Source organism: Sphingobium sp. YR768, from assembly GCF_900111125.1.
Classification (GTDB): domain Bacteria; phylum Pseudomonadota; class Alphaproteobacteria; order Sphingomonadales; family Sphingomonadaceae; genus Sphingobium.
The window spans coordinates 153411-178137 of record NZ_FOGE01000007.1 but is presented as its reverse complement, the minus strand read 5'-3'; the positions used below and the strand labels follow the sequence as shown (position 1 = coordinate 178137).

Below are 24727 nucleotides of genomic sequence, written 5' to 3'. Positions count from 1 at the left end.
AAGCTTAACGATGTCGGCATTGCCGGAACTATTCGATTTAACCGGGCAGGTTGCGCTCGTCACGGGCGCGGCTAGTGGCCTGGGTGTCGCTATTGCGGAAGCCTTGGCGCAGGCGGGTGCCGACGTCGCCCTGTTTGACATCGATGGGGACGGCCTGGCGCAGACAGCCGCGCGCGTCACCGCGCTGGGCCGTCGTCCCTTGCCCATCGTCGTCGATATCAGCGATGAGGACGCGGTTGAACACGCCTTCGCAGTCATGGATGCCGAATTTGCTCCCCTCGACATCCTTTTCAACAATGCGGGAATGGGCGATCCGGAACCCAGACTGCTTGACAGTTACGCGACGCAAAACTGGATGAAGGTCACCAACGTCAATCTCCATGGCACATTTTTCTGCGCGCGAGCGGCACTGGCACGTATGGTGCCCAGAAGGCGCGGCAAGCTGATCAACGTCGCGTCGATGTGGGGACTGGCTGGGCCTTCGAGCATATTTCCCCTGCCCGCCTATGCGGCGACAAAAGGCGCTGTGGTCAATCTTACCCGTGAACTAGCGCTCCAATATGCGCCACTGGGAATTAATGTGAATGCGATTTGCCCTGGCTTCTTCAGGACGAATGTCGGGCCGTATGACGACCCCGAGTTCATGGCGGCAACCACCAGCTTCACCCCGGCGGGACGGATTGCAGACGCGGAGGAGATCAAGGGCACGGCGCTCTATCTGGCATCGCAGGCGTCCAGCTTCGTGCATGGCGCAATAATGGTCATAGACGGCGGATGCATGGCGAAATGAGGAATGTTTTGGAACCGACCGTGCCGCGTGCGCGCGCCGAATGGTGCCGCGAGGATATCGCAGCCCTTTTCGACCTGCCCTTTGCGGATCTGCTGTGGCAGGCGCAGGTTGTGCATCGTGCGCATCACAACCCCAATGTTGTGCAGCGCGCGACCCTGTTATCGATCAAGACCGGGGGATGCGCCGAAAATTGCGGCTATTGCAGCCAAGCGGCGGGCAACGACACTGACCTTAAAGCAACCAAGCTGATGCAGGTCGAAGAGGTTCTGGCCGCAGCGCGTGAAGCGAAGGCAGGCGGCTCAGAGCGCTTCTGCATGGGCGCAGCATGGCGATCCCCGAAGGATCGCGACATGGACGCGATTGTATCGATGATCGAGGGCGTAAAGGCCCTGGGCTTGGAAACCTGCATGACTCTCGGCATGCTCAGCGCTGATCAGACCGGTCGTCTCGCGGATGCGGGCCTCGATTACTATAATCACAACCTCGACACTTCGCCCGAATATTATGGTAATGTCGTCACAACCCGTACCTACGGGGATCGGCTCGAAACGCTGGAGCGCGTGCGCAACGCCGGGATCAACGTCTGCTGCGGAGGCATCGTGGGCATGGGCGAGAGCCGCGCGGATCGCGTCGGCTTCCTCCACGCGCTCGCGACTCTGCCGGAACCGCCTGCCAGCGTGCCGATAAATCGACTGGTGCCGATCGAAGGGACGCCGATCGGAAACATGCTCAAGGGCGTACCAAGCGCGCAGATCGACGAGATCGAGTTCGTTCGTACCGTCGCGGTCGCCCGAATCACCATGCCCCCATCCATCGTCCGCCTGTCAGCGGGTCGCGAGAGCATGAGCGACGCAACCCAGGCGCTTTGCTTCCTTGCAGGGGCCAATTCGATCTTCACCGGCGACAAATTGCTGACCACTGGTAATGCCGGAGCAGACATCGACGCCAAGCTCTTCGCCAAATTAGGACTGGCTTCCCCAGCGACGAGCGCGGGCGGATCCGCGAGCTAACGACAATTTTCGACTTCATCCCAATTCGCAGGACAATGGCGCGCAACTTTCAGGCCCAATGTCGCGGCGTCATGGTCAGGTCGCGTCAGCGTAGGGTAGTTTGTGCGAGTGGAGTTATCGAGCAGTAGCCGGATTGCCTGGATGACGGCATCGCGCAGCACAACCTGCAATGGCATCTGAATACTCGCTATTGAATCGAACGGCATGCGCCCGCTCGATCTTTGGCCATAGGCTCGGTCGGCCAGGTTTCCGTACCGACCTGCGACCGGGCTTCCGCCATATAACGAGGTCCAAGACGCGCATCGACATGGGCCTGGACCCGCATGAAGGCTTCCAACGCACCTTCTTCGGCGCGCTTCTCCTCATGTTCGGTCAGAGCGACCGCATCGAGGGCGGCCACAAATGCGCGCCAGTGCGGCGCGGGGCCCTCGGGCGCAGGGGCGAGATGGCGCGCACCGACATCATCGGTGAGGCCGAGCTTTTGCGCCTCCTTGCGGAGAGGGCAGCGCCCATGTTCGAGCCTTCGGCGACATAGAGCCAGCCCAGCGCAATCCCCACGTCCACCGTGGCACCGGCGACGAAAGCTGGCGTGCCGGCGTCCGGTGCGGCAACGCCGAGATCCTCCATGTCGGCCGTAACGAGCGGGAGGCGGCAGCGCTGGACGAGATCAGGGAAGGCTGCCTGGAGACGTGCATCCGCATAGAGGGCGGCCACGTCGCGGTGGAAGAGATACTGAAGCTCGGCTCGAACTCGCCGGGCAGGAGCAGATCGTAGGCCAGACAGGCGCGGCGTCACTGCCGCTACGCCGCATCACGCGTCTGGAAGTCGACGGCAGGACGATGGGGCCGATCGTGGCGAGTGAACTGCCTGAACGTGCCGATGGTACGGTGATGGCGGGTATCATCGTCCTCGACGTGATGGGCGGCTATCTCGTGGACTTCGATCTCCCATCTGCCCGCCTATCGCTGCTGGACGGCGCCGAGGCCAAGGCCCTGGTCGGATCGCTGGGACCCGCCGTGCCCGCCCGCTCGGTCAATGGCGGGCTGCTCGCCGTGCCCGTAAAGGTGAATGGCGTAACTGGATGGGGCGTCATCGACACCGGCGCACGCGAGACTCGTATCAACACCCGCTTTGCGAATCTGGCGCAGATCGCGGTGGACCGGGCGGGGATGTCCACGACGGTATATGGTGCAACAAACAGCGCTTCCTCCTTGCGGCCGGGACAAACTCGCTCGGTCCATTTGCTTGGCCGCGAACTGGGCGTAACGTCGATCCGCATTGCCGATCTACCCGTTTTCGAAACATTCGGTCTTCAAGACGAGCCGGCGATGATCATTGGCGCTGACTATCTCGGACGCTTTCGCTTGGTGATCGATTTTCCGACGCGCCGCGTTTGGTTACGATAACGCCTCCCATGGCTCGGACGAATGCCTGCTGTTCGCGGTCGCGTGCTCAAAGCTACTAGCCTACTTTGGCAAAGTATTGATATTTGGGATTGAACTAACCCGCTGACGCGGCAGACGGGCGGGTCATGGCCAGAATTGCCTCCTGATGAGATGGTTTGGTCGCTGGACCAACTTTCAATCAGGGGACCATCCGATGACTGGCGCCACGGCAGCGGTAAGCCCGCTGCGTCATGGTATGATCGATGATATGAGCCTGCGCACCCTGTCGCCTGCAACGCAGCGCTCCTACATTCACGCGGTCAAGCAGTTCAGCCGTCATTTTGGCCGTTCACCTGATCTTCTGGGGTTAGAGGATGGTAAGCGCGAGATTCCGCGCACCTGTTCGGTTAAGTGACGTGATTGTGAAGGTTGTGTCCACCAAGGATGAGGCGGACACATGGAGATGGCGTCAATGGGCTCCTATGAACGAACTCGAGGTTGTGAGGGTGGCGAGTAACGGCCGGCGCTATTATGATCCGGCGGGAAAGGGACGGTTGGTTGAGGCGTGCCTCGAGCCGGGCATATCGATGGCGGGGTTTGCGCTGGAGCACGGTCTCAACGCCAATCCACTGCGCAAATGGGTCAGGAAGTCTCAGCAGCGGCAGTACGATCGGGCAGTGGAGTGGCGCGCGGAAGCAGTTGCCGGATCCGTCGGCGTTTGTCCGGGTGGAGACGTCCCCGCCGCGAACCGTGCGACGCACTGGTTGGATCGCAAGCCGGCCTGCGGAATTGGTACCGTCAGCGCGGCTGCAGGCGTCGATGCCGAAATCTCCGATGCCGCCCAATCCTTGATGTGGGTCCCTTGATGCGGTTCGGCGGCAGCATACGCTCGATGACTAAACGGGAACGCCATTCATTCGGCACCAGTCTGGTCGCGCAGATGAAGATGCCGATCGACCAGGCGGACCAACTCTTCGCCATTCCCTGCTTCCAGAAGCTTGAACATCTGGACGTGATCCTCGTGGCTACGCCCGATACTTTCCACGGTGCGCCAGCCGCCCCGGAAGCCGTTCTGCGCCCGATGCCGCAGCGCCTGGATCTGCTCTTCCAACACGGCATTGCCGCAAATCGCATAGAGCCGGTCGTGAAACGCCGCATTGAGCTGGCGTAGGTACACGAGGTCACCACTGAGCATGTTCGCAGCGAAATTGTCGAGAACTTCGCGCAGGTCCGCCAGATCCTGAGCGGTCACATTGCGTGCCGCCAACATCATCGCCGCACGCTCTAAAATCGCGCGCGTTTCCAACAGGTCTGAACGCTCCTTGTCGCTCAGAGACGAAACGCGGTAGCCGCGATTCGGCAGGTGCTCCAACATCCGCCGCGCACTCAAATCCTTGAGCGCCATGCGCACGTCGAATCGGTTTGCCTCGTAACGTTCCTCGATATCGGCCTGCTTCAACCATTCGCCCGGCCTGAAATGACCGGACAGCAGGTCTTCCTCCATCCGCAGGATAAGAGTGCTGGGGCTGCGGGCCTTGCGCGCCGAAAGTTGAATAGTCGCCAAAATCTTCTCCTCAGCGCCTCCTTTAGCTTCACTCGTCGCTGTGGACCAGAGGATCACGCGGCGACAGCGTTGCATAGAAAAACTGCGAAAGCACAATTGCGTATTGACACGTTCAGAATAGTAGCCAATCTATACACATATAAACGCGCCTATTTCCAAGCATGCTCATAGCTCCGACAGGGAGGCCGAATTTTGACCGCGACATTCAAGGTGGCGTGCGTGCAGAGCCGCGCGACGCCCGATCATACCCGCAGCGTCGCCGAGGCGATTGATCTCGCCACGCAGGCGGCCCAGGTCGGCGCGCAGATGATTGCGCTGCCCGAGGCGTTCGACTGCCTCGTTCCAACGTGCGAGGAACTGCTCGACTATGTCCGGCCAGAGGACAGCCACGCCGCCGTCCTCGCCTGCGCGGCCTTCGCACGGTCGCACGCTGTATGGCTGCTCGCCGGTTCGGTTTCGGTACTCGCCGAGCATGGCCGCCCGGCCAACCGCTCGCTGCTGTTCGCCCCTGACGGCAACGTGGCCGCGCGCTACGACAAGATCCACATGTTCGACGTGGACCTGCCCAACGGCGATACCTTCCGCGAATCCGACTTCTACGAGGCCGGCCGCCGCGCGGTGGTGACGCCGCTGCCCTGGGGCAACCTCGGCCTCAGCATCTGCTACGACGTGCGCTTCCCGTACCTGCACCGCGCGCTGGCGGGGCATGGCGCAGCGATGATCGCCGCCCCGGCGGCCTTCAGCAGCATGACTGGCCCGTTGCACTGGGAGCCCCTGCTGCGCGCCCGGGCGATCGAGACCGGCTGCTTCGTCGTCGCCCCGGCGCAGTGCGGGCACCACTACGGCGCGCGGCACAGCCACGGCCATTCGCTGATCGTCGATCCTTGGGGCTGCGTGCTCGCCGAGGCGGGCGACGAGCCCAGCTTCATCGTAGCCGACCTCGACCTTGCCGAAGTGGCCCGTTTCCGCGCCGCGATCCCCTCGCTCGCGCCCGACCGCGCCTTTGCCATCGAGAGCGCCGCATGACCCCGAAAGTCGAACGCATCCGCCTCGCCGAAGGCTTCGAGGTCGCCGCCTATGTCTATGGCAACGGGCCGGAAACGCTATTTCTCGCCAACGGCGGCCCCGGCCTGCCCAGCCTTTACTTGCGTGAGCCGCACGCCGTGCTCGCCGGGCGCGGATACCGCGTCGTTGCGTGGGACCAACTGGGCTGCGGCGCCTCGGACCGGCCCGACAACCCGGCCTTGTGGACCCTAGAGCGCTACGTCGCCGAGGCCGAGCAGGTGCGCGGCGCGCTGGATCTGGGGCAGGTCCACTTCCTCGGCCACAGCTGGGGAACCTGGCTCGGCACCGAATACTGCCTGACCCATCCGGACAAGGTGAAGAGCTACATCGCCGCCGATGGCGCCTGCGACATCCCGCACCTGATCGGCGAACTCCAGCGCCTGCGCGGAGCACTCGGGCCAGAGACGGTGGCGATGATGGTCGCGCGCGAGGCCGAAGGCAGCCTCGACCACCCCGAATATAAGGCGGCGATCGCGCTCCTCAACTACCGCCACGTCTGCCGTCTGGCCGAGTGGCCCGCCAGTCTCACCGAAGCCCTCGCCGACTGGAACATAGGGCCCTACCAGACCATGCAGGGCCCGAACGAGTTCACCTATACCGGCAACATGAAGGCGTGGAACCGCATCCCCGCCATGGACGCGATCACCGTGCCCGCGCTGGTGCTGTGCGGGCGCTACGACGAGCTGACGCCGGCCTGCTCGTACCTGATGCACGCGGCGATGCCGAACTCGCACATCCGGGTGTTCGAGCAAAGCTCGCACATGCCCTTCTACGAGCAGCCAGAAGCTTACTTCGACACACTCGAAGCCTTCCTGAGCGTGGTCTGATCGGTTTGCACGCTAAAAAATTTAACTGAGAGAAAATTGGCTACTATTCTCTCAAAAAGATACAGGGATGGTACACGCATGAAAAACGTAACGAATTTGCTTTGCACCGCCGCGCTTTGCACCCTTGCCTCGCCGGTACTCACCGCCCCCGCACTGGCGCAGGACGTGGCCTCGGCCGACAATGTCATCGGCGGTGACATCGTCGTCACCGGATCGCGCATCGCAGACACGCTCGAAACTTTCCCCGGTTCCTCCACCGTGGTCGACAAGGCCCGGCTCGACCAGCAGCTCTCGGTCACCAACGACCTCGGCTCGGTCCTTGCCGCCACCATCCCCGGCCTCGCCGCATCGAGCAACACCGCCGCCAACGTCACGCAGAGCCTGCGCGGCCGCCCGTTGCGCGTCTTCATCGACGGTATCCCCATCTCCAACCCACTGCGCGACGGCGGCCGCGACTTGCGCCTGATCTCGCCCAACGCGATCCAGAGCATCGAGGTGATCCGCGGCGCCTCGGCGCTCTACGGCCAGGGCGGCGCGGGCGGCATCATCAACTACGTGACGCGCCGGGGCAGCGCCTCGGACGAGTGGAAGTTCCGCACCGAACTCTCGACGGGCTTCTCCACCCAGCACTTCAAGGACAGCCTCAACCCGGCGATCGAGCAAAGCGCATCGGGCGCGATCGGCGGCTTCGACGTGACGTTCAATGGCCGCTACGAACGGACCAACGGCCAGTTCGACGCGGACGGCGAGCGCATCGCCCCCGATCCCAACAATTTCGGCGGCATCGCCGATTCCGAAATCTACGACGTGTTCGGCAAGATCGGCTACAACTTCGGCGACCAGCGCATCGAGGGCATGGTCAACTACTACCGCCAGCACCAGGACAGCGACTACATCCCGGTCGCGGGCAATATCGCCGCCGGCATCAAGGAAACTGCCGTCAAGGGCGAGCTCGATCCGCGCGCGATGGACCCGGTCAACCGGAACTTCATCTCGTCACTGTCGTACTTCAACAACAGCCTGCTCGGCAGCTTCCATGCGCAGGGCTATTACCTGAAGAACTATTCGGTGTTCTCGTTCAACGCCGCCAACTTCGGGGGAACGCAAAGCGTGATCCGTTCGAAGAAGCTCGGCCTGCAGATGGACTTCAACACGCCGCTGGCAATGCTAGGGCTTGGCGACGGCGAAATCCTGTGGGGCGCCGACGTCAACCGGGACGAGACCGAGCAACCGCTGATCCCGCAGACCGCCACCCCTGGCGACGGCCGCACTTACACGCCGCCGCTGCAGCAGATGAACTACGCCGCCTTCATCCAGCTGGAAAAGCCGCTGACCGACTGGCTGACCCTACGCGCCGGTATCCGCCACGACATTTTCCGCATGAAGATCGACGACTTCGTTGCCGCGCTCACCAACGTCCACGTCGCCGGTGGCAAGCTCAAATATAACGCCACCCCGGTCAACATCGGCGCGACGGCGAAGATCTCGCCCGCCGTCGAGGTGTTCGGCGGCTTCTCGCAAGGCTTCTCGATCCCCGACATCGGATCGCCGCTGCGGCGCGTGTCCGCGACCTCGCTCGACGGGTTCCATCCCGAGCCGCAGATCATCAACAACTACGAACTGGGCCTGCGCGGCACGGTGCTGGGCAGCGTCACCTATTCGGCTGCCTACTTCATCAGCACCGCGAAGTTCGGCACCGACTTCGTGATCGACCCGCTCAACCCCAACGATGCCGCGACCCTGCGCCAGAAGGAGCGCGTCCACGGCTGGGAGATCACCGCCAGCGGCAAGATCGGCGCGGCGACGCGCTGGTCGGCGAACTATGCCCACACCGAAGGGCGCACCGACGCCGACCAGGACGGCAAGCTGGATACCCCGCTCAGCGGCCGCCGCATCGGCCCCGACCAGTTCAACCTGATGCTGGAGCACGACCTCGCGGCCGACTGGAGCGTTAGCGCGCAGTACAACCATTCAGGCAGCCGCAACGCCTTCCCGGACTCGCCCATCGGCAACTACTACACCGGCCGCGTGCGCCCGACCGATCGCATCGACCTGTCGAGCCGGTTCAAGGTCGCGCCGTTCGACTTCAGCGTGGGCGTGCGCAACCTGCTGAATGCCGATTACTACTCGATCGACTCCCAGCTCCTCAATCGCAACGAGCTTTACAGCAAGGCCGAGGGGCGGACCATTTTCGTCAAGATGGGCGTGAATTACTGACTACCGATTACCGGCCACCACTTATCGGCCTCCAATTACTGACTGCCAGAGCAACGTCGCCCTGCCGCCGCCCCCCGGATCACCCGACCGGCGGCAGGGCACGATACGGGATACCACATGACCACCCTATCCGAAGCCGGGCGCTTTTCCGCCTACGACCTCAAGCGCACGCCGGCCACGGCCTGCAAGGCGGACCAGCGCTTTTCCTACTGCCTATACGTTCCCCCTGAAGTCGATCCGGCGAAGGCACGCGTGCTTGTCGCCATCCATGGCACCGAGCGGGACAACGCGGCGCTACGCGACCTTTTCGCGCCGCTGGCAGAGCGGCACGGGCTGATCGTTATCGCCCCGCTGTTCCCCTGCGGCATAGACGACCCGCGCGACCGCGAGAACTACAAGTACATCGAATATGGCGACATCCGCTTCGACACCCTTGTCCTGTCAATGGTGGACGAAGTGGCCGAACGATACGACATAGGCGCGGACCGGTTCGGGCTGTTCGGCTTCTCGGGCGGCGCGCATTTTGCGCATCGCTTCTTCTACCTGCACCCACAGCGGCTCGATGCCGTATCGATCTGCTCGCCGGGCTCGGTGACGCTGCTCGACGAACAGCGCGACTGGTGGGTCGGCGTCGCCGACATGGAGGCGCGCTTCGGTCGCTGGCTCGACCTGCCCTCGATGCGGCGCACGCGCGTCCATGTCGCGGTTGGCCGGGCGGACGACGCCACTTGGGAAATCACGCACAAGCCCGGCAGCGCCGCGTGGATGCCGGGTGCCAACGACGCCGGCGTCACCCGCGTCGAGCGTGCCAACAGTCTCGAACGCTCGTTGCGCGAGGGCGGCATCGACGCGCGCTTCGACATCCTGCCGGGCGTGCGCCACGAACGCGACCGCCTCGTCGCCTCGGCGACCGAATTCTTCGATGCGGTCTACGGCAAGAACGATGTTGCGGCCTAACCCGCTGCGGCAGGCGGTCGCGGCCCGGCGCCGCGCGATCGGGGCGTGGCTGTTCATGGCCTCGGCATCGAACGCCGAACTGCTCGCCGACGTGCCGTTCGACGCCCTCGTCATCGATCAGGAGCATGGTCCCGGCGGGCTGGAATCGGTGGTCGCCCAACTGCGTGCCGCCGGCTCCACCCAGAGCGCCCCGGCGCTGCTGGCGCGCGCGCCCGATTGTTCGATGGCGGCGATCAAGCCGTTGCTCGATGCGGGCGCAGAGGGCATCTTCGCGCCCAATGTCGAGAGCGCCGATCAGGTCGCCGCACTCGTCGAGGCCATGCACTATCCGCCGCGCGGACGTCGGGGGCTGCACTACACCGTTTCGCGCGCCGCCGGCTGGGGGCGCCATGTCAACGAGTACGCCGACCATGCCGAGCGCGAGTTTCTGACCGTGGCCATGATCGAATCCGCAGCCGGCGTCGCCGCCCTGCCGCAGATGGCCGCGCATGGCGGGATCGACATGTTCTTCATCGGCCCGCTCGACCTGTCCGCGAGCATCGGCCACGCCGGGGACTACGCGCACCCGCAGTTCCGCGAACTGCTGGCCGAGGCCGAGCAACGTATCCTGGAATCGGGCGCGGCGCTGGGCGGTGCGATCATTCCCGGCCATGACGCCAGGGCGCTGTTTTCACGCGGCTATTCCTTCATGACTGTGGGCGCCGACGCAGGCTTCCTGCGCAGCGCGGCGCTGCAGGCGCTGGCCACTGCCGGAGCGGATCGCGATGGCTGAGCACCGCCTCTCCCGCCGCCAGTGGATCGGTGGCGCTCTCGCCGCAGCGACCATCCCGCGCATGGCGCTGGCGGATGATCTGGAGCGCCGCTCGCGCGCCGAGGGCAGCCTGCTGATCTATTCCAACATGGCCGAATACAACTGGCAGCCGATCGTCATGGGCCTGCGCCGCCGCTATCCGTGGCTGCGCGTCGATGCCATGGACATGGGGCCGACCGAGGTTTTCGAGCGCTATTACGCCGAGACCTCCGCCGGGCGGCGCTCGGCCGACATCATCGTCAGCAGCGCGCCCGATGCCTGGCTGCGCTTTGCCGGGCAGCAGCAGATTGCCGCGCATCGCAGCATTGAAGACGCGGCGCTGCCGGGCTGGTCGAAGCCGCTGCCGGGGCTGCACACGCTCTCCGCCGATCCGATGGTGATGGTCTACAACAAGGCGCTGCTGCCGCCGCAGATGCGCCCGCGCGGGCTGCGCCAGCTGGCCGCGATCGCCGCCGCCAATCCGCGCAAGTTCCGCCACCGGATCACCACCTACGATGCCGAAGTCCATGCCCTCGCCTATGCCGTGCAGTGGACCGCGATCAGCGCCGGAAGGCCCGGCGGCTGGGATCTGATGGCGAAACTAAGTCCTTATGTTCGGGTGGAAAGTGGCGGCGCCACGATGCTCGACAAGGTCACCGTCGGCGAATATCTTGCGGGCTATCACATCTCTGCCGTGACCGTGCTGCCCAAGATGCGCGACAAGGGCCGCGCCGAGATCGTCAGCTGGGAACTGTGCGCCGACGGTACCCCCGTCGTCCCGCGCGGGATCGCGGTGACGCGCAAGGCGCGCAATCCCGCCAGCGCCGCGCTGGCGCTCGATTTCATGCTCGGCCGCACCGGCCAGATCGCCGCCGCGCAAGGGGGCCTGACGCCCTATCGTCATGATGTGGGAGAACGCGAGGTGCCCTATCTCACGCTCGACGGGATCGCCCGCAGGATCGGCCGGGAAAACCTGGTCATGGTTGGCTACGACCACCGCATGGTGGCGCAGAACACCGCCTTCATCCGCAAATGGGACAGCATTTTCAAGAGGTTCGACGGATGAACGCGCCCGCTTTCCCGTCCGGGAACACAACGGCACCTAGCGGCACCATGGCGGCACCTAGCGGCACCAACCGCCAGCTTACGCTCGCCATCGGCATCCAGTGGCTGACCGCCATCGCCACGCTCGTTCTGGTGCTCGCGCCGCTGGGCCCGATCCTGTGGCAATCGCTGCTCGACCGGCCGCTCTACCAGCCGAACGCCGTCCTTTCGTTCGACAATTTCGCCCGGCTACTGAGCGACGCGGGGTTCCTGCGCGCCGTCGCCACCTCGTTCGAACTGGCCTTCGCCGCGACCGCCATCGCCTGCGCCACCGGGGTCGGCCTCGCGCTGTTCCTCGAACGCACAGACCTGCCCGCGCGCGGGGCCTTCCGGTTGTTCGCGCTGGCGCCGATGTACATGTCGCAGCTGGTCAACGCCTTCGCCTGGTATCTGATCTATGGCCCAGCGGGCTACCTCACCCTCTTCGGCGAGATGCTGGTCGGGGTGCCGCCCTGGGACATGTACGGCATCGGCGGCATGGCGATCGTCGCGGGCACGTCGATGACGCCGCTGGTCTACCTGTTCTGCTCCAGCTCCGCGCGCATGGCCGACGCCACGCTGGAGGACGCCGCGCGCAGCGTCGGTGCCGGGCCGCTCAGGGTATTGTGGTCGGTGTCGCTGCCGCTGATGCGCCCCTCGATCATCTATGCCGCGCTGCTGGTGTTCATCGGCACGCTGGAGACGCTGGCGGTGCCGCTGGTGTTCGGGCGACCGGTGGGCCTCGAAAGCTTCACCACCTTCCTGTTCAGCCGGGGCCTTGGCGCGATCACGCCGGACTACGGACTGGTCGGCGCCGCCGCCGTGCTGCTCCTGGTTCTCGTCGCCGTGCTGCTGGCCGTCCAGAGCGTGCTGCTCAAAGGCGCGGGGCGGTTCGTCACCGTGCGCGGCAAGGCGCAGCGGCCGCGCCGGATTGCGCTGGGCGCGCTGCGGCGGCCGGTCGCGACGGTCTTCTGGGTCTACTTCGTACTGACCTTGATGCTGCCGCTCCTCGCCATAATCGCGCGGTCCTTCACCACGTTCCTGACGCCGCTGCTCTCGCCACTCAAGGTGCTGACCACCGACAACTACGCGCTCGTCCTCGGCCACCCGGCCTACTTGCGTTCGATCACCAACAGCGTGATCGTCGCCTCGGTCGGTGCGCTGGTGGCGACGCTGGGCATCGCGGTGATCGCGCTCGTCGCCAAGCGTTCCGCCTTCCGCTTCGCCAAGGGACTGGAATATCTCGCGATGTTCCCGCGCGCGATGCCGGGGATCGTCGCTGGCATCGGCTTCTTCTGGGCGATGCTGCTGCTGCCTTTCGCGCACTGGCTGCAGGGGACGATCTGGATCCTGATGATCGCCTTCGCCATGCGCGGCATCCCTACCGCCTACGGCGCCATCGCCGCCGCGCTCGTCCAGGTCGGCACCGAGCTGGACCAGAGCGCCCGTTCGGTCGGCGCAGGCTGGTGGAAGACCTGCACCGCGATCGTCCTGCCGCTGATCCGCCCGGCGCTGTTCTCCGCCTTCACGCTGCTGTTCCTCGGCTTCCTCAAGGAATATGCCTCGGCGGTGTTCCTCTATGCGCCGGGATCGGAGATCATCGGGACCACCATGCTCTCGCTGTGGTCCAATGGCGATACCGGCGCCGTCGCCGCGCTTTCGGTGATCCAGATCGCGATCACCGGCGTGTTCGTCTCCCTTGCCCATTTCGTCACGAGGACCAACCGCGATGTCTGATGTCCTGATCCAGCGCCTGACCAAGCGCCACGGCGAGGTGACCGTGCTCCACGGCATCGACCTCGACGTGCCGCGCGGCGAATTCCTCACCCTGCTCGGCCCCTCGGGCTGCGGCAAGTCCACCACGCTGTTCGCGCTGGCGGGGCTCGACAAGCCCTCGGGCGGGCATATCGCGGTGGGCGGGCGCACCTTCTACGATGGCGAAGACGGCACTTTCGTGGCGCCGGAGGAGCGCAACCTCGGCCTCGTCTTCCAGTCCTACGCGCTGTGGCCGCACATGACGGTGGCGAAGAACCTCGCCTTCCCGCTGACACTGCGCAAGGTACCCAAGGCCGAGCAGCGCAGCCGCATCGCCGAAGCGCTCGAACTCGTCGACCTCGGCGATTACGCGGACCGCTTCCCGCACGAGCTTTCGGGCGGCCAGCAGCAGCGCGTCGCACTGGCGCGCACGCTGGTGTTCCGCCCCTCGCTGCTGCTGCTCGACGAGCCGCTGTCGAACCTCGACGCCAAGCTGCGCATCAAGTCGCGCGCGCTGCTCAAGTCGCTGCAGCGCCAGTTGGGCCTCACCACCCTCTACGTCACTCACGATCAGGAAGAGGCGCTGGCGATGAGCGACCGCATCGCGGTGATGGAGAAGGGCCGGATCGTCCAGATCGACCGGCCCGAGGCGATCTACAATCGCCCCGCCACCCGCTTCGTCGCCGACTTCGTGGGCGCGGGCAACTTCCTGCCGGTGCGCGCATCGCGCGGGCGGCAGGGCGAGATCGTCGAGGCCCGGCTGGACCATGGCGAAGTGCTGCGCGCCGTCCGCAGCGCCGCGACGGGAAGCGACACGCAGGGGTTCATGACCGTGCGCCCGCAATACCTGCGCCTCGCCCCTGCGGGCAGCGCGGTGGCGGCGGGCAACAACCGGCTCGACGGCATGATCGAGGAGCGCACCTTCCTCGGCGTGCGTAATGGATATGCCATCCGCGTGGGCGACCACCTCGTCACCGCCGAAAGCGAGGACCGCTTCGAAACCGGCCCGGTCACGCTGGCGTTCCGTCCCGAGGACACCCTGCTGCTGGATCACTGAGCGCCATGTACCGGATCGACCTCGGCGGCACCCGCCACATATTCGCCAGTCTCGCCGCGCTGCTCGCGGCAGCGAGTCCGCTGCGCTCGGGCGACGTGCTGGCGGGGCTGGCGGCGGGCAGCAACCTCCAGCGGGTGGCCGCGCGCATGGTGCTGGCGGACATGCCGCTGGCCGACCTGCTGACCGACGCGCTCGTCCCTTACGAGGCCGACGAGGTGACCCGGCTGATCCTCGACGGCCATAACGACGACGCCTTCGCCCCGCTCGCCCACCTCACCGTCGGCGAGTTTCGCGAATGGCTGCTGGCGGACGAGACCGACGGCGCCGCGATCCTCGCCGCCAGCCCTGGTCTGACGCCCGAGATGGTCGCGGCCGTCTCCAAGCTGATGCGCAATCAGGACCTGATCGCCGTCGCTGCCAAGGTCGAGGTCGTCACCCGCTTTCACAACACGCTGGGCCTCAAGGGGCATCTGGCGGTGCGACTACAGCCCAATCACCCGACCGACGATCCGCTCGGCATCGCCGCCGCCGTGCTCGACGGGCTGCTGATGGGCTGCGGCGACGCGGTGATCGGCATCAACCCCGCCAGCGACAGCGTCGATGCCGCCTGCACCCTGATGCACATGCTGGAACAGATGCGCCTCGCCCATGCGATCCCAACGCAGACTTGCGTGCTCACCCACGTCACCAACACCCTGATCGCGATCGAGCGCGGCGCGCCGGTGGACCTGGTGTTCCAGTCGATCGCCGGGAGCGAGGCCGCCAACCGCAGCTTCGGCATCGACCTTTCCCTGCTGCGCGAGGGGCGCGAGGCGGCACTCTCGCTGGGGCGCGGGACGGTGGGCGACAACGTCATGTATTTCGAGACCGGGCAGGGTTCCGCGCTCTCCGCCGACGCGCATCACGGGGTTGATCAGCAGACCATGGAGGTCCGTGCCTACGCGGTGGCGCGCGCGTTCTCGCCGCTGCTGGTCAACACCGTGGTCGGCTTCATCGGACCGGAGTATCTCTACGACGGCAAGCAGATCGTGCGCGCCGGGCTGGAGGACCACTTCTGCGGCAAGCTGATGGGCCTGCCGATGGGCTGCGACGTCTGCTACACCAACCATGCCGAGGCCGATCAGGACGACATGGACACGCTGCTGACCCTGCTGGGCGTGGCGGGGGTTAACTTCGTGATGGGCGTGCCCGGCGCCGACGACGTGATGCTCGGTTACCAGTCCACCAGCTTCCACGACGCGCTTTACGCCCGCACCACGCTGGGCCTGAGGCCCGCGCCGGAGTTCGAGGCGTGGCTGGGCGCGGTCGGTCTGCTGGGCGACGACGGGCGACTGCGGCAGGTGGCGTTCGACACCGCCCCCCGCCTGCTGGCCCTGCCGGACACGATCCGATGAACGGCACCCCCGACCCGCGCCGCTCCGCCGCATGGCTGCGCACGCAGACGCCCGCGCGCATAGGCATCGGCCGCGCCGGCGCCGGAGTGCCGACAGCCCCGCTGCTGGATTTCCAGCTCGCGCATGCCCTCGCCCGCGACGCCGTGCAGCAGCCGATGGACTGCGCGGCGCTGGCGCAGGAATTGGCGCAGGCGCTCGGCAGCGCGCGCGCCCTGCTCCTTGCCAGCGCCGCCGCCGACCGCGCGACCTACCTCACCCGCCCCGACCTAGGCCGCAGGCTGGACGATCCCTCGCGGCGCTTGCTGGAGGAGGCCGATCGCCAGCCCTGCGACGCCGCGCTGGTGATCGTCGACGGGCTTTCCGCCACCGCCACTCGGTCCCACGCCCCCGCGCTGGCGGAGGCGCTGACGGAACGGCTTACCGGCTGGCGCTGGGCCGCGCCCGCCATCGTCACGCAGGGCCGCGTCGCGATCGGCGACGAGATCGGCGCCCTGCTGCGCGCCGACATGGTGCTGGTGCTGATCGGCGAACGCCCCGGACTCTCCTCGCCCGACAGTCTGGGCGCCTACCTGACCTGGAACCCCCGCGTGGGGCGGAGCGACGCGCAGCGCAACTGCGTGTCGAACATCCGCCCGCCGCACGGCCTCTCTCCAGCGCAGGCGGCAGACAAGCTGGCGTGGCTGATGACACAGGCGCGACACCGCCGCCTCACCGGAACCGCCCTCAAAGACGAGCACCTGCTGCCCGCTTCCATTTCATCCCCGCCGGAGAGCTGACCTTCATGTTCACAATCGCCCCCATGCCCGCCTGTCCGGGCGCCGAGACGCTTGGCCGCCTGGCACAGATCGAGACGGCCACCTTCGGCCATATCCTGCACGCGGGATTCCCCGACCGCGCCATCGCCGCCGTCGTCCCCGGCAAGCGCGTCGCCGGCCGCGCGATAACCGTGCGCATCGCGGGCGCGGACTCCACGCTACTCCACTACGCTGTCGGCATGGCCGGGCCGGGCGACGTGCTGGTGATCGACCGCTGCGGCGACGACCGCCATGCCTGCTGGGGCGGCGTCACCGCCACCGCGGCGCATTTGCGCGGCATCTCGGGCATCGTCATCGACGGCCCCGCCACCGACTTCGCCGAGATCCGCCGCCTTGACCTTCCCGTCTGGTGCCGGGGCCAGACCGCGCTGACGACCAAGTTCCTGACCTTGCCCGGCGCGATCAATGTACCGGTCCAGATCGGCGGCACCACCGTCACCCCCGGTGACGCGATCCTCGCGGACGACTGCGGTGTGGTGGTGCTCGACCCCTCTGCCCTTCCTGACCTGATGGTCCGCGCAGAGGCCATGGAAGCGCGCGAGCCTCAAGTCATCGCCCGCCTGCGCGCGGGAGAGGCACTTGCCGACATCTCCGGTGCCACCGGATTATTGTTCCCAGCGGATGTCTAAGCGCGAACTGCTGGCATGGCATCGCCGCATCGGCATCGCCTGCGCGCTGTTCCTCATGTTGCAAGGCCTGACCGGTGCGGCGCTCGCCTGGCGCGGCCCGCTGGAACGCGTGCTTGCACCGGAACTGCGGCTTACCCCGTCGTCGAAGCGCAATCTTCCTGTGGAGCGCCAGATCACCTTGGCACGTGCGGCCCAGCCCAACGCCGTCCTGCTGCGGGCGACTTACGCCGACGACGACCTTTCTCCGCCCCGGTTCCTCTTCGATGCGAATGGACGTTTCTTCATGCTTGCCCTCGATCCCCGCAGCGGCATCGTGCTGCGGGAAGGCGGCCTGGCTCGCTGGCCGATCGAATGCGCTGTGCGCCTGCACGCGAACCTGATGAGCGGAAGCGTCGGTCACATCCTCGTCGGACTGGACGGTGCAGCGCTCGTGCTCCTCGTCGTGCTGGGCTGGCAGCTGTGGTGGCCTGGCAAGAAGCGGCTCCGCAACGGCCTGAAAATCGTGCGCGGCGCCGGTGCCGAACGGTTCCTGCGCTCCGTCCACCGAACCGCAGGCGGTATCGGTGCAGTGCTTCTGCTCTGCGCGGGCCTTAGCGGAGCCACACTGTCCTGGTTGCCGCACGTGCAGCCACACTTCGGTTCCGAGAATGTCTTCACTCCTCGAGGCACGCTCGACATGGCACTTAAATCCTGGTCACTGCGGCATAACCACGCCACGCCTGCCAGATTCACTTTCGAACCGGGGGAACAGGAACCCGCCCAGATCCACTGGAACAGTTCGGTGTCTGCTTTGCCATTGCGGACGACTCTGCGCAGAGGGCCTCACGGCTTGCGCATCTCCGAAACCTCATCTACCCCCGGCATGGCAGAGTTTCAACTGGTAGTGCTGGGTCTGCATTCGGGCCGGGTCATCGAGCCGCTGGGCCGGCTGATCGCATTGACGACCGCATTCCTTCTGATGGGTCTGTCCGGAACCGGTACATGGATCTGGTGGCGGTTCGATCGGCAGCGCCGCAAACATCCTTCGGAGCATCATAGAAGGAATTTGCCGTCGAATACCGGATCCTAACTAAGGTCGCAGATGGGGTGAGCAACCATGGGCTGACGAAAGCTACCGATTGAGCGCTAGCGACACCGGACGATCAGATATTCCCACGCAGCCGAATGCCGAAACTCCAAGCATTATAGGGGACGACGGCAGCGCGTGTACTGTAGCTCAACTGCGCGCCCTGCCAATACACCTCGTCGAACAGGTTGTTCATATAGGCCGTCACACTCCATCGATCATGCTCGATGCCGACGGACAGGTTGACCAGATCATAGGCAGGCAAGGTTCCGGCCGGCCCCAGACCCGTCCATGGAAATGCCGCGTTGCTGCTGTCACGGTGCGAATAATCGACGCGCGTGACCAGTTTGAGTGCATCGCCGACCGGTTGGGCATAGGTCGCCGACAGGTCCACCGTCCAAAGGCTGACGCGGGGGAAAGCCACGTCGGCATAGGTCTGTCCTTCATACACAATGCTGTCGATGGTCGACTTAACATAGGACACGCGGCCGGTAAGGCTTAGGCGGTTGAACGGCTGCCATGCCCCCTCGACCTCGAAGCCATAGGCCTTGGCGCTGTTGACGTTGTCATCGAACCGAATTAACTAGAGGCTATCCCGCTTTCTCCCCGAACAGCCAATCAGCGCAATAGCAATTCAACTGGCGTGACAGAGCGCGCCATCGCATCACCATCAAGTTCCGATGCTCGCATCGCGATCCAGTTGCCGAAATCGACGAGCGCCGGGTGGTTTTCCCATCCCTGGCGTCGGACGAGATAATAGGCCTCCTCGCTGGAGAGCGACTGCGAAAAAGGCATGGCGAGTGCGCCTGATTCCAGTTCCGGATCGATGAGGAAGCGGGGGATGAGCGCCACCCCTGCCCCTGCGGCAGCCGCCTGCGCCAGCATCAGGAAATGTTCGAAGGTCGCTCCTTTGAGCGGCGGCAGGTCGGCGATCCCGCAATCGGCGAACCAGCGGTTCCAGGCGTTCGGTCGGGACGACTGGAACAGCAGCGGCTTGCCGATCAGGTCGCGGGGTTCGCGGATATTGCTGTCGCGCAACCATGTCGGTGCGCCGACCAGCACCGCCTGCTCGCGGAACAGGAACAGGTGCGAGGCATCCGGCCAGTCGGGCTTGCCGAAATGGATCGCGGCGTCGAAGCCCTCGTCGCGCAGATCGAAGGGGAAGGCGCGCGCCGCGAAATTCACCGTCATCTCGGGATGCCGGGCGGTAAGGTCGGGCAGGCGCGGCGCGAGCCATCGCATGCCGAAACTGGGCAATGTGGCAACGGTCAGTTCATGACTGCCCTTCTGGTGAAGCAACTGGCCGGTCGCCGCACGGATGCGGTCGAGCGCCGGGCGCACCTGATCGGCATAGGCCTGCCCCGCCGCGTTCAGCGTCACCCGCCGCCCCTTGCGGTCGAACAGCGGCGTTTGCAACCATTCCTCCAGGATCGCGATCTGCCGGCTGACCGCGCTCTGCGTCAGCCCCACCTGCGCACCCGCGCTCGAGAAGCTGCCATGGCGGGCCGCCGCGACGAAGCTGTTGAGCGCGGCCATGGGCGGCAGCAGTTGCCGCCCCTCACTCATTCCATAACGTCATCAACAGATGATCCTATTGTGTTTTGATCTGGCGCATGAAGGCTCCATATAGTCTCAAATTGTCCCCGCCACGAGATGAATCATGATGACGATCGCGAATGAAGATTGGGTGATGAAGCTGACCGGCGCCGTATTGGGAGAGGAACGGCGCGACGCCATCGCCGCCATCCTGGCCCCCATGGTCCCGGACGTGCAAACGGACGGCGTGACCCGCGCGCAATTTTCCGCCGCGATGAACGTCCTGCTGTTTGCCGATCTACTGGAGCGGGTGCCGAGCGGCGCGGCCTATGTCGCGGATGTGCGGGCGAGCGGCGCAACCGTGTGCTTCGATCATGGCGCGATCCGGACTATCGCCCTGGTCAAGGGAGACACCGGCGCACTGCCGCGCGGCGAACTGGCCTTTCGCCGGATCCTTGAACCGCTCGGCTATGAGGATGCCGCGCTCTATCCCCTGCCCGCCCTGCGCATGACCGGCCGCGCCTATCGCCACCGCGACTTCCCCGAGGCAATTCCGCAATTTTTCGTGAGCGAACTGCATGTCGACCAGTTCGATGCGGAATTCGCCGCGGCGGCGGTCCGCGTCTTCGGCGGGTCGCGCGATCCGCTCGACACCCATGCCGAGGCGGTGCTGGATCGCTTCGCAACGGGCGAAACCGTCTCCTTCGAGGACGCCGTCCGCGCCCTGCCCACCGTCGTCGGCGCCTTCGACCGGCAGCATGAGCAGCCCACGATCACGGACTATGAAATCCTCAAGCAGTCGTCCAAGGAAGCCGCATGGATCGCGACCGAGGGCAATGCCTTCAACCATGCGACCGATCGCGTCGCCAATGTCGTCGCCCTGTCCGACGCACAAAAGGCGATGGGCCGGCCGATGAAGGAGAAGGTGGAATTCTCCCGCACCGGCCGCGTGCGCCAGACTGCCTTCCGCGCCGACATGATCGAGCGCGGCTTCATCACCGCCGACGGCGCCGAACAGCGCATCATGGTGCCCGGTTCCTTCTATGAGTTCATCAGCCGCGATCTTGACCCGGAAACGGGCGCGCTCGACCTATCCTTCGACAGCGGCAATGCCACCGGCATCTTCCACATGACCAAGGGCGCATGAGCGATACCGCCGTCCTGATCGAGCGACTTGCCACCATCGTCGGCCGTACCAAGGTGCTGACCGATGCGGACGATGTCGCCGGTTATCGCGCGGACGGACGTGGCGAAGGCGGCGGCGCGCCCTTGGCAGTGGTGCGTCCGGCCGATGCCGACGAAGTCGCGGCGCTGGTACGGCTGGCGGCCGAGACGGGGCTGCGCATCGTCGTGCAGGGCGGACGCACGGGTCTTGCCGGCGCGGGCCTCGCTTCGGAAGCGGGTGGCGACATCATCGTCAATCTCGACCGGCTGTCGCGCCATATCGAGATCGATCCGGTCAACCGCACCGCGAGCGTGGATGCGGGCGTGCGCCTGTCCGCGCTCAACGTCGCGGCCGCCCAGCATGGGCTGTTCTTTCCCATCGATCTGGGCGCGGATCCGTCGATCGGCGGGATGATCGCGGCCAATACAGGCGGGGCGCGGCTGCTGCGCTATGGCGACGTGCGCGCCAACCTGATGGCGGTGGACTATGTCTGCGCCGATGCGGATGGCACGCAGCAGACGCTTGGCGCGCCGCTCTGGAAGAACAATACCGGCCTCGACCTGAAACAGATGCTGGTCGGCAGCGGCGGATCGACCGGCATCGTGACCCGCGCGACGGTGGCGCTGCACCGCCGCCCCGCGCACCAGATGACGGCGATGATCGCGCTGCGCGAGGCGAGTCCCGCACTAGGGCTGTTGCTCGCGCTGGAGGACAGTTTCGGCGCGTTTCTGTCCGCCTTCGAGGGGCTGAGCGCGCCTGCCATGGCGGCGGCGCTCGATCATGTCCCCGGCCTGCGCGCGCCCTTCGGCGCTATCCCGGCCTATGCCGTGCTGGTGGAATTGTCGGCTCCCGCCGCCTTCGATGCCGATATTTTGGAGGAACAGCTCGCCGCGGTGCTGGCGCCGATGATGGAAGGCCTGGAGGCGCCGGTGATCGATGTCGCCATCGACCATCGCGACGGCCTGTGGGCGATCCGCCATGCGGTGCCCGAAGGGCTGCGCGCCAAGGGGATGGTCGTGGCGTGCGACATTGCGCTGAGGCGCGGCGACGTCATGCGGTTCCGAACCGACATGGCCGCGCGGCTCGCCGAGGCGGCTCCCATGCTCCAGCCCCATGATTTCGGCCATATCGGCGATGGCGGGCTGCACTATAATCTGGTCTGGCCCCACGGCGCCGGCACGCCCGACGCGGCGATGATCGAGCGCGCCCGCACGATCATCTTCGACGCGGTCGTCCGCGAATATGGCGGCAGCTTCAGCGCGGAGCATGGCATCGGCCCGCGCAACATCGCCCATTATTCCCGTTTCGTGCCCGCCGGCGTGCGCCGCCTGACCGGAGCAATCCAGCGCCTGATGGCGCCTGTCCCAATGGGACGCATCGATTTCGGAATGGAGTAAGTGACTATGTCGAGTGACATGATGGGGTCGAGTGACCTGATGGCAGTCTATAACCGCGCGCCGGTGGAGGTGGAACGCGGTGATGGTGTGTGGCTGCATGCCACGGACGGCCGCAGTTTCCTCGACTGCGTGGCCGGCATCGCCACCAACAGCCTGGGCCATGCCCATCCCGCCCTCGTCGCGGCGCTTACCGAGCAGGCCGGCAAGCTGTGGCACGTCTCCAACATCTTCCGTATCCCAGGACAGGAGGCGCTGGCGCACAGGCTGGTCGAAAACAGCTTTGCCGACGTTGTCTTCTTCGGCAATTCGGGATCGGAGGCGGTCGAATGCGCGCTCAAGACCGCGCGCCGCTATCACAGTGCCAATGGCGCGCCGGAGCGGATCGACATTTTCGGCTTCGTCGGCTCCTTCCACGGCCGCACCTATGCCGCGATCAATGCGGCGGGCAATCCCGGCTATGTCGAGGGCTTCGGCCCGCGCCTGCCCGGCTATGAGCAGCTGGACATCGACGATGCCGCCGGGATCGAGGCGGCGATCCGTCGCCCCACCAGCGCCGCCGTCATCGTGGAGCCGGTACAGGGTGAAGGCGGTGCCCGCGCGCTGAGCGAAGACTGGCTGCGTCGCCTGCGCCAATTGTGCGACGAGACCGGAACGCTGCTCATCTATGACGAGGTGCAGTCGGGCATGGGGCGCACCGGCAAGCTTTTCGCCCACCAGTGGTTCGATGGCGTCGCGCCGGACATCATGGCGGTGGCGAAGGCACTGGGCGGCGGCTTTCCGGTGGGCGCCACCCTCGCCACGGCGCAAGCGGCCAAGGGCATGGTCGTGGGCGTCCACGGCTCCACCTTCGGCGGCAATCCGCTGGCGATGGCGGTCGGCAGCGCGGCATTCGACCTGATCGCGCGGGAAGAGACGCTGGAGAATGTCCGCACCATCTCGGCCCGGCTGCGCGCGGGGCTGGAGGCGCTTGCCGCCCGCTATCCCGACATCGCGGTGGATGTGCGCGGCAAGGGGCTGCTGATCGGCGTCAAGCTCGTCACCAACAATCGCGAGATGATGGCGACCGCGCGCGACCATGGCCTGCTGGTGGCCGGCGGCGGCGAGAATTGCATCCGCATGCTGCCCTCGCTGCTCATCACTGCGACGGAAGCCGACGTGGCTGTCACGCGGCTGGAAGCGGCGTTCGCAGCGACCCGCGCATCCCTCGCCAAGGCGGCCTGATGCTTGTCGTCCGTCCGGCGGGGCCGGCCGACATCGATGCACTGATGGAACTTGCCTATCTCTCCGGCCGGGGCTTCACCAGCCTGCCGGAGGACCGGACGACGCTGACCGATCGGCTGGCGCTGTCGGAAGCCAGCTTCACCGGCGCCGTCGAGCCGCGCGATGCCTGGTATGTGCTGATGCTGGAGAATGGCGAGACCGGCCAGATCGAGGGTGTGGCCGGCGTGAAGGGGGGCGTCGGCATCGCCCGCCCCCATTTCTCCTTCCGCGTGGTGACGCTGGCGCAATATTCCTCGGCCACGGCCACCCGTTTCGACCATAACGCCCTGGTGCTGGTCAATGAGTGCAGCGACATGTCCGAAGTCGGATCGTTGTTCCTGCGGCCGGGCAAGCGGCAGAGCGGCGCCGGCGCCCTGCTGGCGCGGGCACGCTACCTGCTGATCGGGACGCAGCGCGAGCGTTTTTGCGAGACGATCATGGCCGAATTGCGCGGCTGGTTCGACGATGCCGACAACAGCCCCTTCTGGGACGGTATCGCCAGCAAATTCTTCCGCCTGCCCTTCGAGGAGGCGGATCGCATGATCACCTCGACCGACGGCCAGTTCATCCTGGACCTCGCCCCGCGCCACCCGCTCTACACCGAACTGGTCGATGCCGCCGCGCGTGAGGCGATCGGCGTGGTACACCGGCACGGCGTCCCGGCGCTCAAGATGCTGGAAAAGGAAGGGTTCCAACGCTCCGGTCTGGTCGATATCTTCGACGGCGGGCCGACCATGACCTGCCGCCGCGACACCATCAGCACCATCGCCGGGGCGCGGATGCGGTCACTGAAGATCGCGCCCGTCGATGAAGGGAGCGAGGAGAGGCTGATCTCCACCGACAGCATCGCCGCCTTCCGCGCGACGCGGGCACCCGTCCTGGTGGACGGCGACAGCGCCACCCTCTCCCCCGCCACCGCCACCCTGCTGGGACTGGCCGAGGGCGCCACCCTTCAGCTAAGCTAG

The 24727-nt window shown here is 65.9% G+C and carries 25 protein-coding genes; 21 read left to right on the top strand and 4 right to left on the bottom strand.

Going from position 1 to position 24727, the window contains the following annotated elements; all coding sequences use genetic code 11:
• The first annotated feature begins 10 nt into the window (after positions 1–10).
• Complete coding sequence (locus tag BMX92_RS11220) at positions 11–790, top strand: SDR family NAD(P)-dependent oxidoreductase (protein ID WP_093016452.1); 780 nt, start codon at positions 11–13, stop codon at positions 788–790.
• A complete protein-coding gene (bioB, locus tag BMX92_RS11215) occupies positions 787–1800 on the top strand; it encodes a biotin synthase BioB (RefSeq protein ID WP_093016450.1) in 1014 nt (337 codons plus the stop codon). Before BMX92_RS11220 ends, bioB begins: the two co-directional genes overlap by 4 nt.
• A gap of 187 nt (positions 1801–1987) precedes the next feature.
• Here the strand turns inward: bioB and BMX92_RS27995 are convergent, their stop codons facing one another.
• A complete protein-coding gene (locus tag BMX92_RS27995) occupies positions 1988–2341 on the bottom strand; it encodes a biliverdin-producing heme oxygenase (RefSeq protein WP_256213390.1) in 354 nt (117 codons plus the stop codon).
• A gap of 298 nt (positions 2342–2639) precedes the next feature.
• Between BMX92_RS27995 and BMX92_RS11205 the strand changes: the two genes are divergently transcribed.
• From BMX92_RS11205 to BMX92_RS11195, 3 genes are all read left to right on the top strand, one after another.
• Positions 2640–3206, top strand: coding sequence for an aspartyl protease family protein (locus BMX92_RS11205; RefSeq protein ID WP_093016386.1), 567 nt, complete (start codon positions 2640–2642; stop codon positions 3204–3206).
• 193 nt (positions 3207–3399) lie between these two features.
• Positions 3400–3600, top strand: a complete 201-nt coding sequence (locus BMX92_RS11200) for a phage integrase N-terminal SAM-like domain-containing protein (protein WP_256213383.1) — start codon at positions 3400–3402, stop codon at positions 3598–3600.
• 67 nt (positions 3601–3667) lie between these two features.
• Positions 3668–4051: a transposase gene (locus BMX92_RS11195; protein WP_093016448.1), complete on the top strand. Its 384-nt coding sequence runs from the start codon at positions 3668–3670 to the stop codon at positions 4049–4051.
• 47 nt (positions 4052–4098) lie between these two features.
• On the opposite strand, the gene BMX92_RS11190 is transcribed toward BMX92_RS11195, so the two are convergent.
• Positions 4099–4749: a GntR family transcriptional regulator gene (locus BMX92_RS11190; RefSeq protein WP_177185008.1), complete on the bottom strand. Its 651-nt coding sequence runs from the start codon at positions 4747–4749 to the stop codon at positions 4099–4101.
• A gap of 192 nt (positions 4750–4941) precedes the next feature.
• On the opposite strand from BMX92_RS11190, the gene BMX92_RS11185 reads away from it, so the two are divergent.
• The 12 genes from BMX92_RS11185 (at position 4942) to BMX92_RS11130 (ending at position 18407) form a co-directional block, all read left to right on the top strand.
• Positions 4942–5775 carry a carbon-nitrogen hydrolase family protein gene (locus BMX92_RS11185; RefSeq protein ID WP_093016382.1) on the top strand — a complete coding sequence of 278 codons (834 nt, stop codon included), beginning with the start codon at positions 4942–4944 and terminating at the stop codon, positions 5773–5775.
• On the top strand, positions 5772–6641 hold the full coding sequence (locus tag BMX92_RS11180) for a proline iminopeptidase-family hydrolase (RefSeq protein ID WP_093016380.1): 870 nt from the start codon (positions 5772–5774) through the stop codon (positions 6639–6641). Before BMX92_RS11185 ends, BMX92_RS11180 begins: the two co-directional genes overlap by 4 nt.
• 78 nt (positions 6642–6719) lie before the next feature.
• Positions 6720–8858 (top strand): TonB-dependent receptor, encoded by a 2139-nt coding sequence (locus BMX92_RS11175; protein WP_093016378.1) that lies wholly within the window; start codon positions 6720–6722, stop codon positions 8856–8858.
• Between the two features lie 117 nt (positions 8859–8975).
• Positions 8976–9815, top strand: a complete 840-nt coding sequence (locus BMX92_RS11170) for a hypothetical protein (RefSeq protein WP_093016376.1) — start codon at positions 8976–8978, stop codon at positions 9813–9815.
• On the top strand, positions 9802–10587 hold the full coding sequence (locus tag BMX92_RS11165) for an HpcH/HpaI aldolase family protein (protein ID WP_093016374.1): 786 nt from the start codon (positions 9802–9804) through the stop codon (positions 10585–10587). The genes BMX92_RS11170 and BMX92_RS11165 overlap by 14 nt, the downstream gene beginning before the upstream one ends.
• Positions 10580–11671, top strand: coding sequence for an ABC transporter substrate-binding protein (locus BMX92_RS11160; RefSeq protein ID WP_093016372.1), 1092 nt, complete (start codon positions 10580–10582; stop codon positions 11669–11671). Before BMX92_RS11165 ends, BMX92_RS11160 begins: the two co-directional genes overlap by 8 nt.
• On the top strand, positions 11638–13425 hold the full coding sequence (locus BMX92_RS11155; RefSeq protein ID WP_093016370.1) for an ABC transporter permease: 1788 nt from the start codon (positions 11638–11640) through the stop codon (positions 13423–13425). Before BMX92_RS11160 ends, BMX92_RS11155 begins: the two co-directional genes overlap by 34 nt.
• Positions 13418–14500 carry an ABC transporter ATP-binding protein gene (locus BMX92_RS11150; RefSeq protein WP_093016368.1) on the top strand — a complete coding sequence of 361 codons (1083 nt, stop codon included), beginning with the start codon at positions 13418–13420 and terminating at the stop codon, positions 14498–14500. The genes BMX92_RS11155 and BMX92_RS11150 overlap by 8 nt, the downstream gene beginning before the upstream one ends.
• Before the next feature lie 5 nt (positions 14501–14505).
• Positions 14506–15894 (top strand): ethanolamine ammonia-lyase subunit EutB, encoded by a 1389-nt coding sequence (locus BMX92_RS11145; RefSeq protein ID WP_093016366.1) that lies wholly within the window; start codon positions 14506–14508, stop codon positions 15892–15894.
• Positions 15891–16670, top strand: a complete 780-nt coding sequence (gene eutC / locus BMX92_RS11140; RefSeq protein WP_093016364.1) for an ethanolamine ammonia-lyase subunit EutC — start codon at positions 15891–15893, stop codon at positions 16668–16670. The genes BMX92_RS11145 and eutC overlap by 4 nt, the downstream gene beginning before the upstream one ends.
• Positions 16671–16675: 5 nt before the next feature.
• Entirely contained in the window at positions 16676–17338 is a 663-nt protein-coding gene (locus BMX92_RS11135) for an RraA family protein (protein WP_093016362.1), read from the top strand.
• Positions 17331–18407, top strand: a complete 1077-nt coding sequence (locus BMX92_RS11130) for a PepSY-associated TM helix domain-containing protein (RefSeq protein ID WP_093016360.1) — start codon at positions 17331–17333, stop codon at positions 18405–18407. Before BMX92_RS11135 ends, BMX92_RS11130 begins: the two co-directional genes overlap by 8 nt.
• Positions 18408–18480: 73 nt before the next feature.
• Here BMX92_RS11130 and BMX92_RS11125 read toward each other — a convergent pair whose 3' ends face one another.
• A complete protein-coding gene (locus tag BMX92_RS11125) occupies positions 18481–18984 on the bottom strand; it encodes a TonB-dependent receptor domain-containing protein (RefSeq protein ID WP_093016358.1) in 504 nt (167 codons plus the stop codon).
• A 38-nt stretch (positions 18985–19022) separates the two neighbouring features.
• Complete coding sequence (locus tag BMX92_RS11120; protein WP_093016356.1) at positions 19023–19970, bottom strand: LysR substrate-binding domain-containing protein; 948 nt, start codon at positions 19968–19970, stop codon at positions 19023–19025.
• Between the two features lie 97 nt (positions 19971–20067).
• Here BMX92_RS11120 and BMX92_RS11115 point away from each other — a divergent pair, with 97 nt between their 5' ends.
• From BMX92_RS11115 to BMX92_RS11100, 4 genes are read left to right on the top strand one after another with little or no spacing between them, the layout of a single operon-like run.
• Entirely contained in the window at positions 20068–21087 is a 1020-nt protein-coding gene (locus tag BMX92_RS11115; RefSeq protein WP_093016446.1) for a 2-oxoadipate dioxygenase/decarboxylase family protein, read from the top strand.
• Positions 21084–22502 carry an FAD-binding oxidoreductase gene (locus tag BMX92_RS11110; RefSeq protein ID WP_093016354.1) on the top strand — a complete coding sequence of 473 codons (1419 nt, stop codon included), beginning with the start codon at positions 21084–21086 and terminating at the stop codon, positions 22500–22502. The genes BMX92_RS11115 and BMX92_RS11110 overlap by 4 nt, the downstream gene beginning before the upstream one ends.
• A gap of 6 nt (positions 22503–22508) precedes the next feature.
• A complete protein-coding gene (locus BMX92_RS11105) occupies positions 22509–23723 on the top strand; it encodes an aspartate aminotransferase family protein (RefSeq protein ID WP_256213382.1) in 1215 nt (404 codons plus the stop codon).
• Positions 23723–24727, top strand: a complete 1005-nt coding sequence (locus tag BMX92_RS11100) for an arginine N-succinyltransferase (RefSeq protein ID WP_093016352.1) — start codon at positions 23723–23725, stop codon at positions 24725–24727. The genes BMX92_RS11105 and BMX92_RS11100 overlap by 1 nt, the downstream gene beginning before the upstream one ends.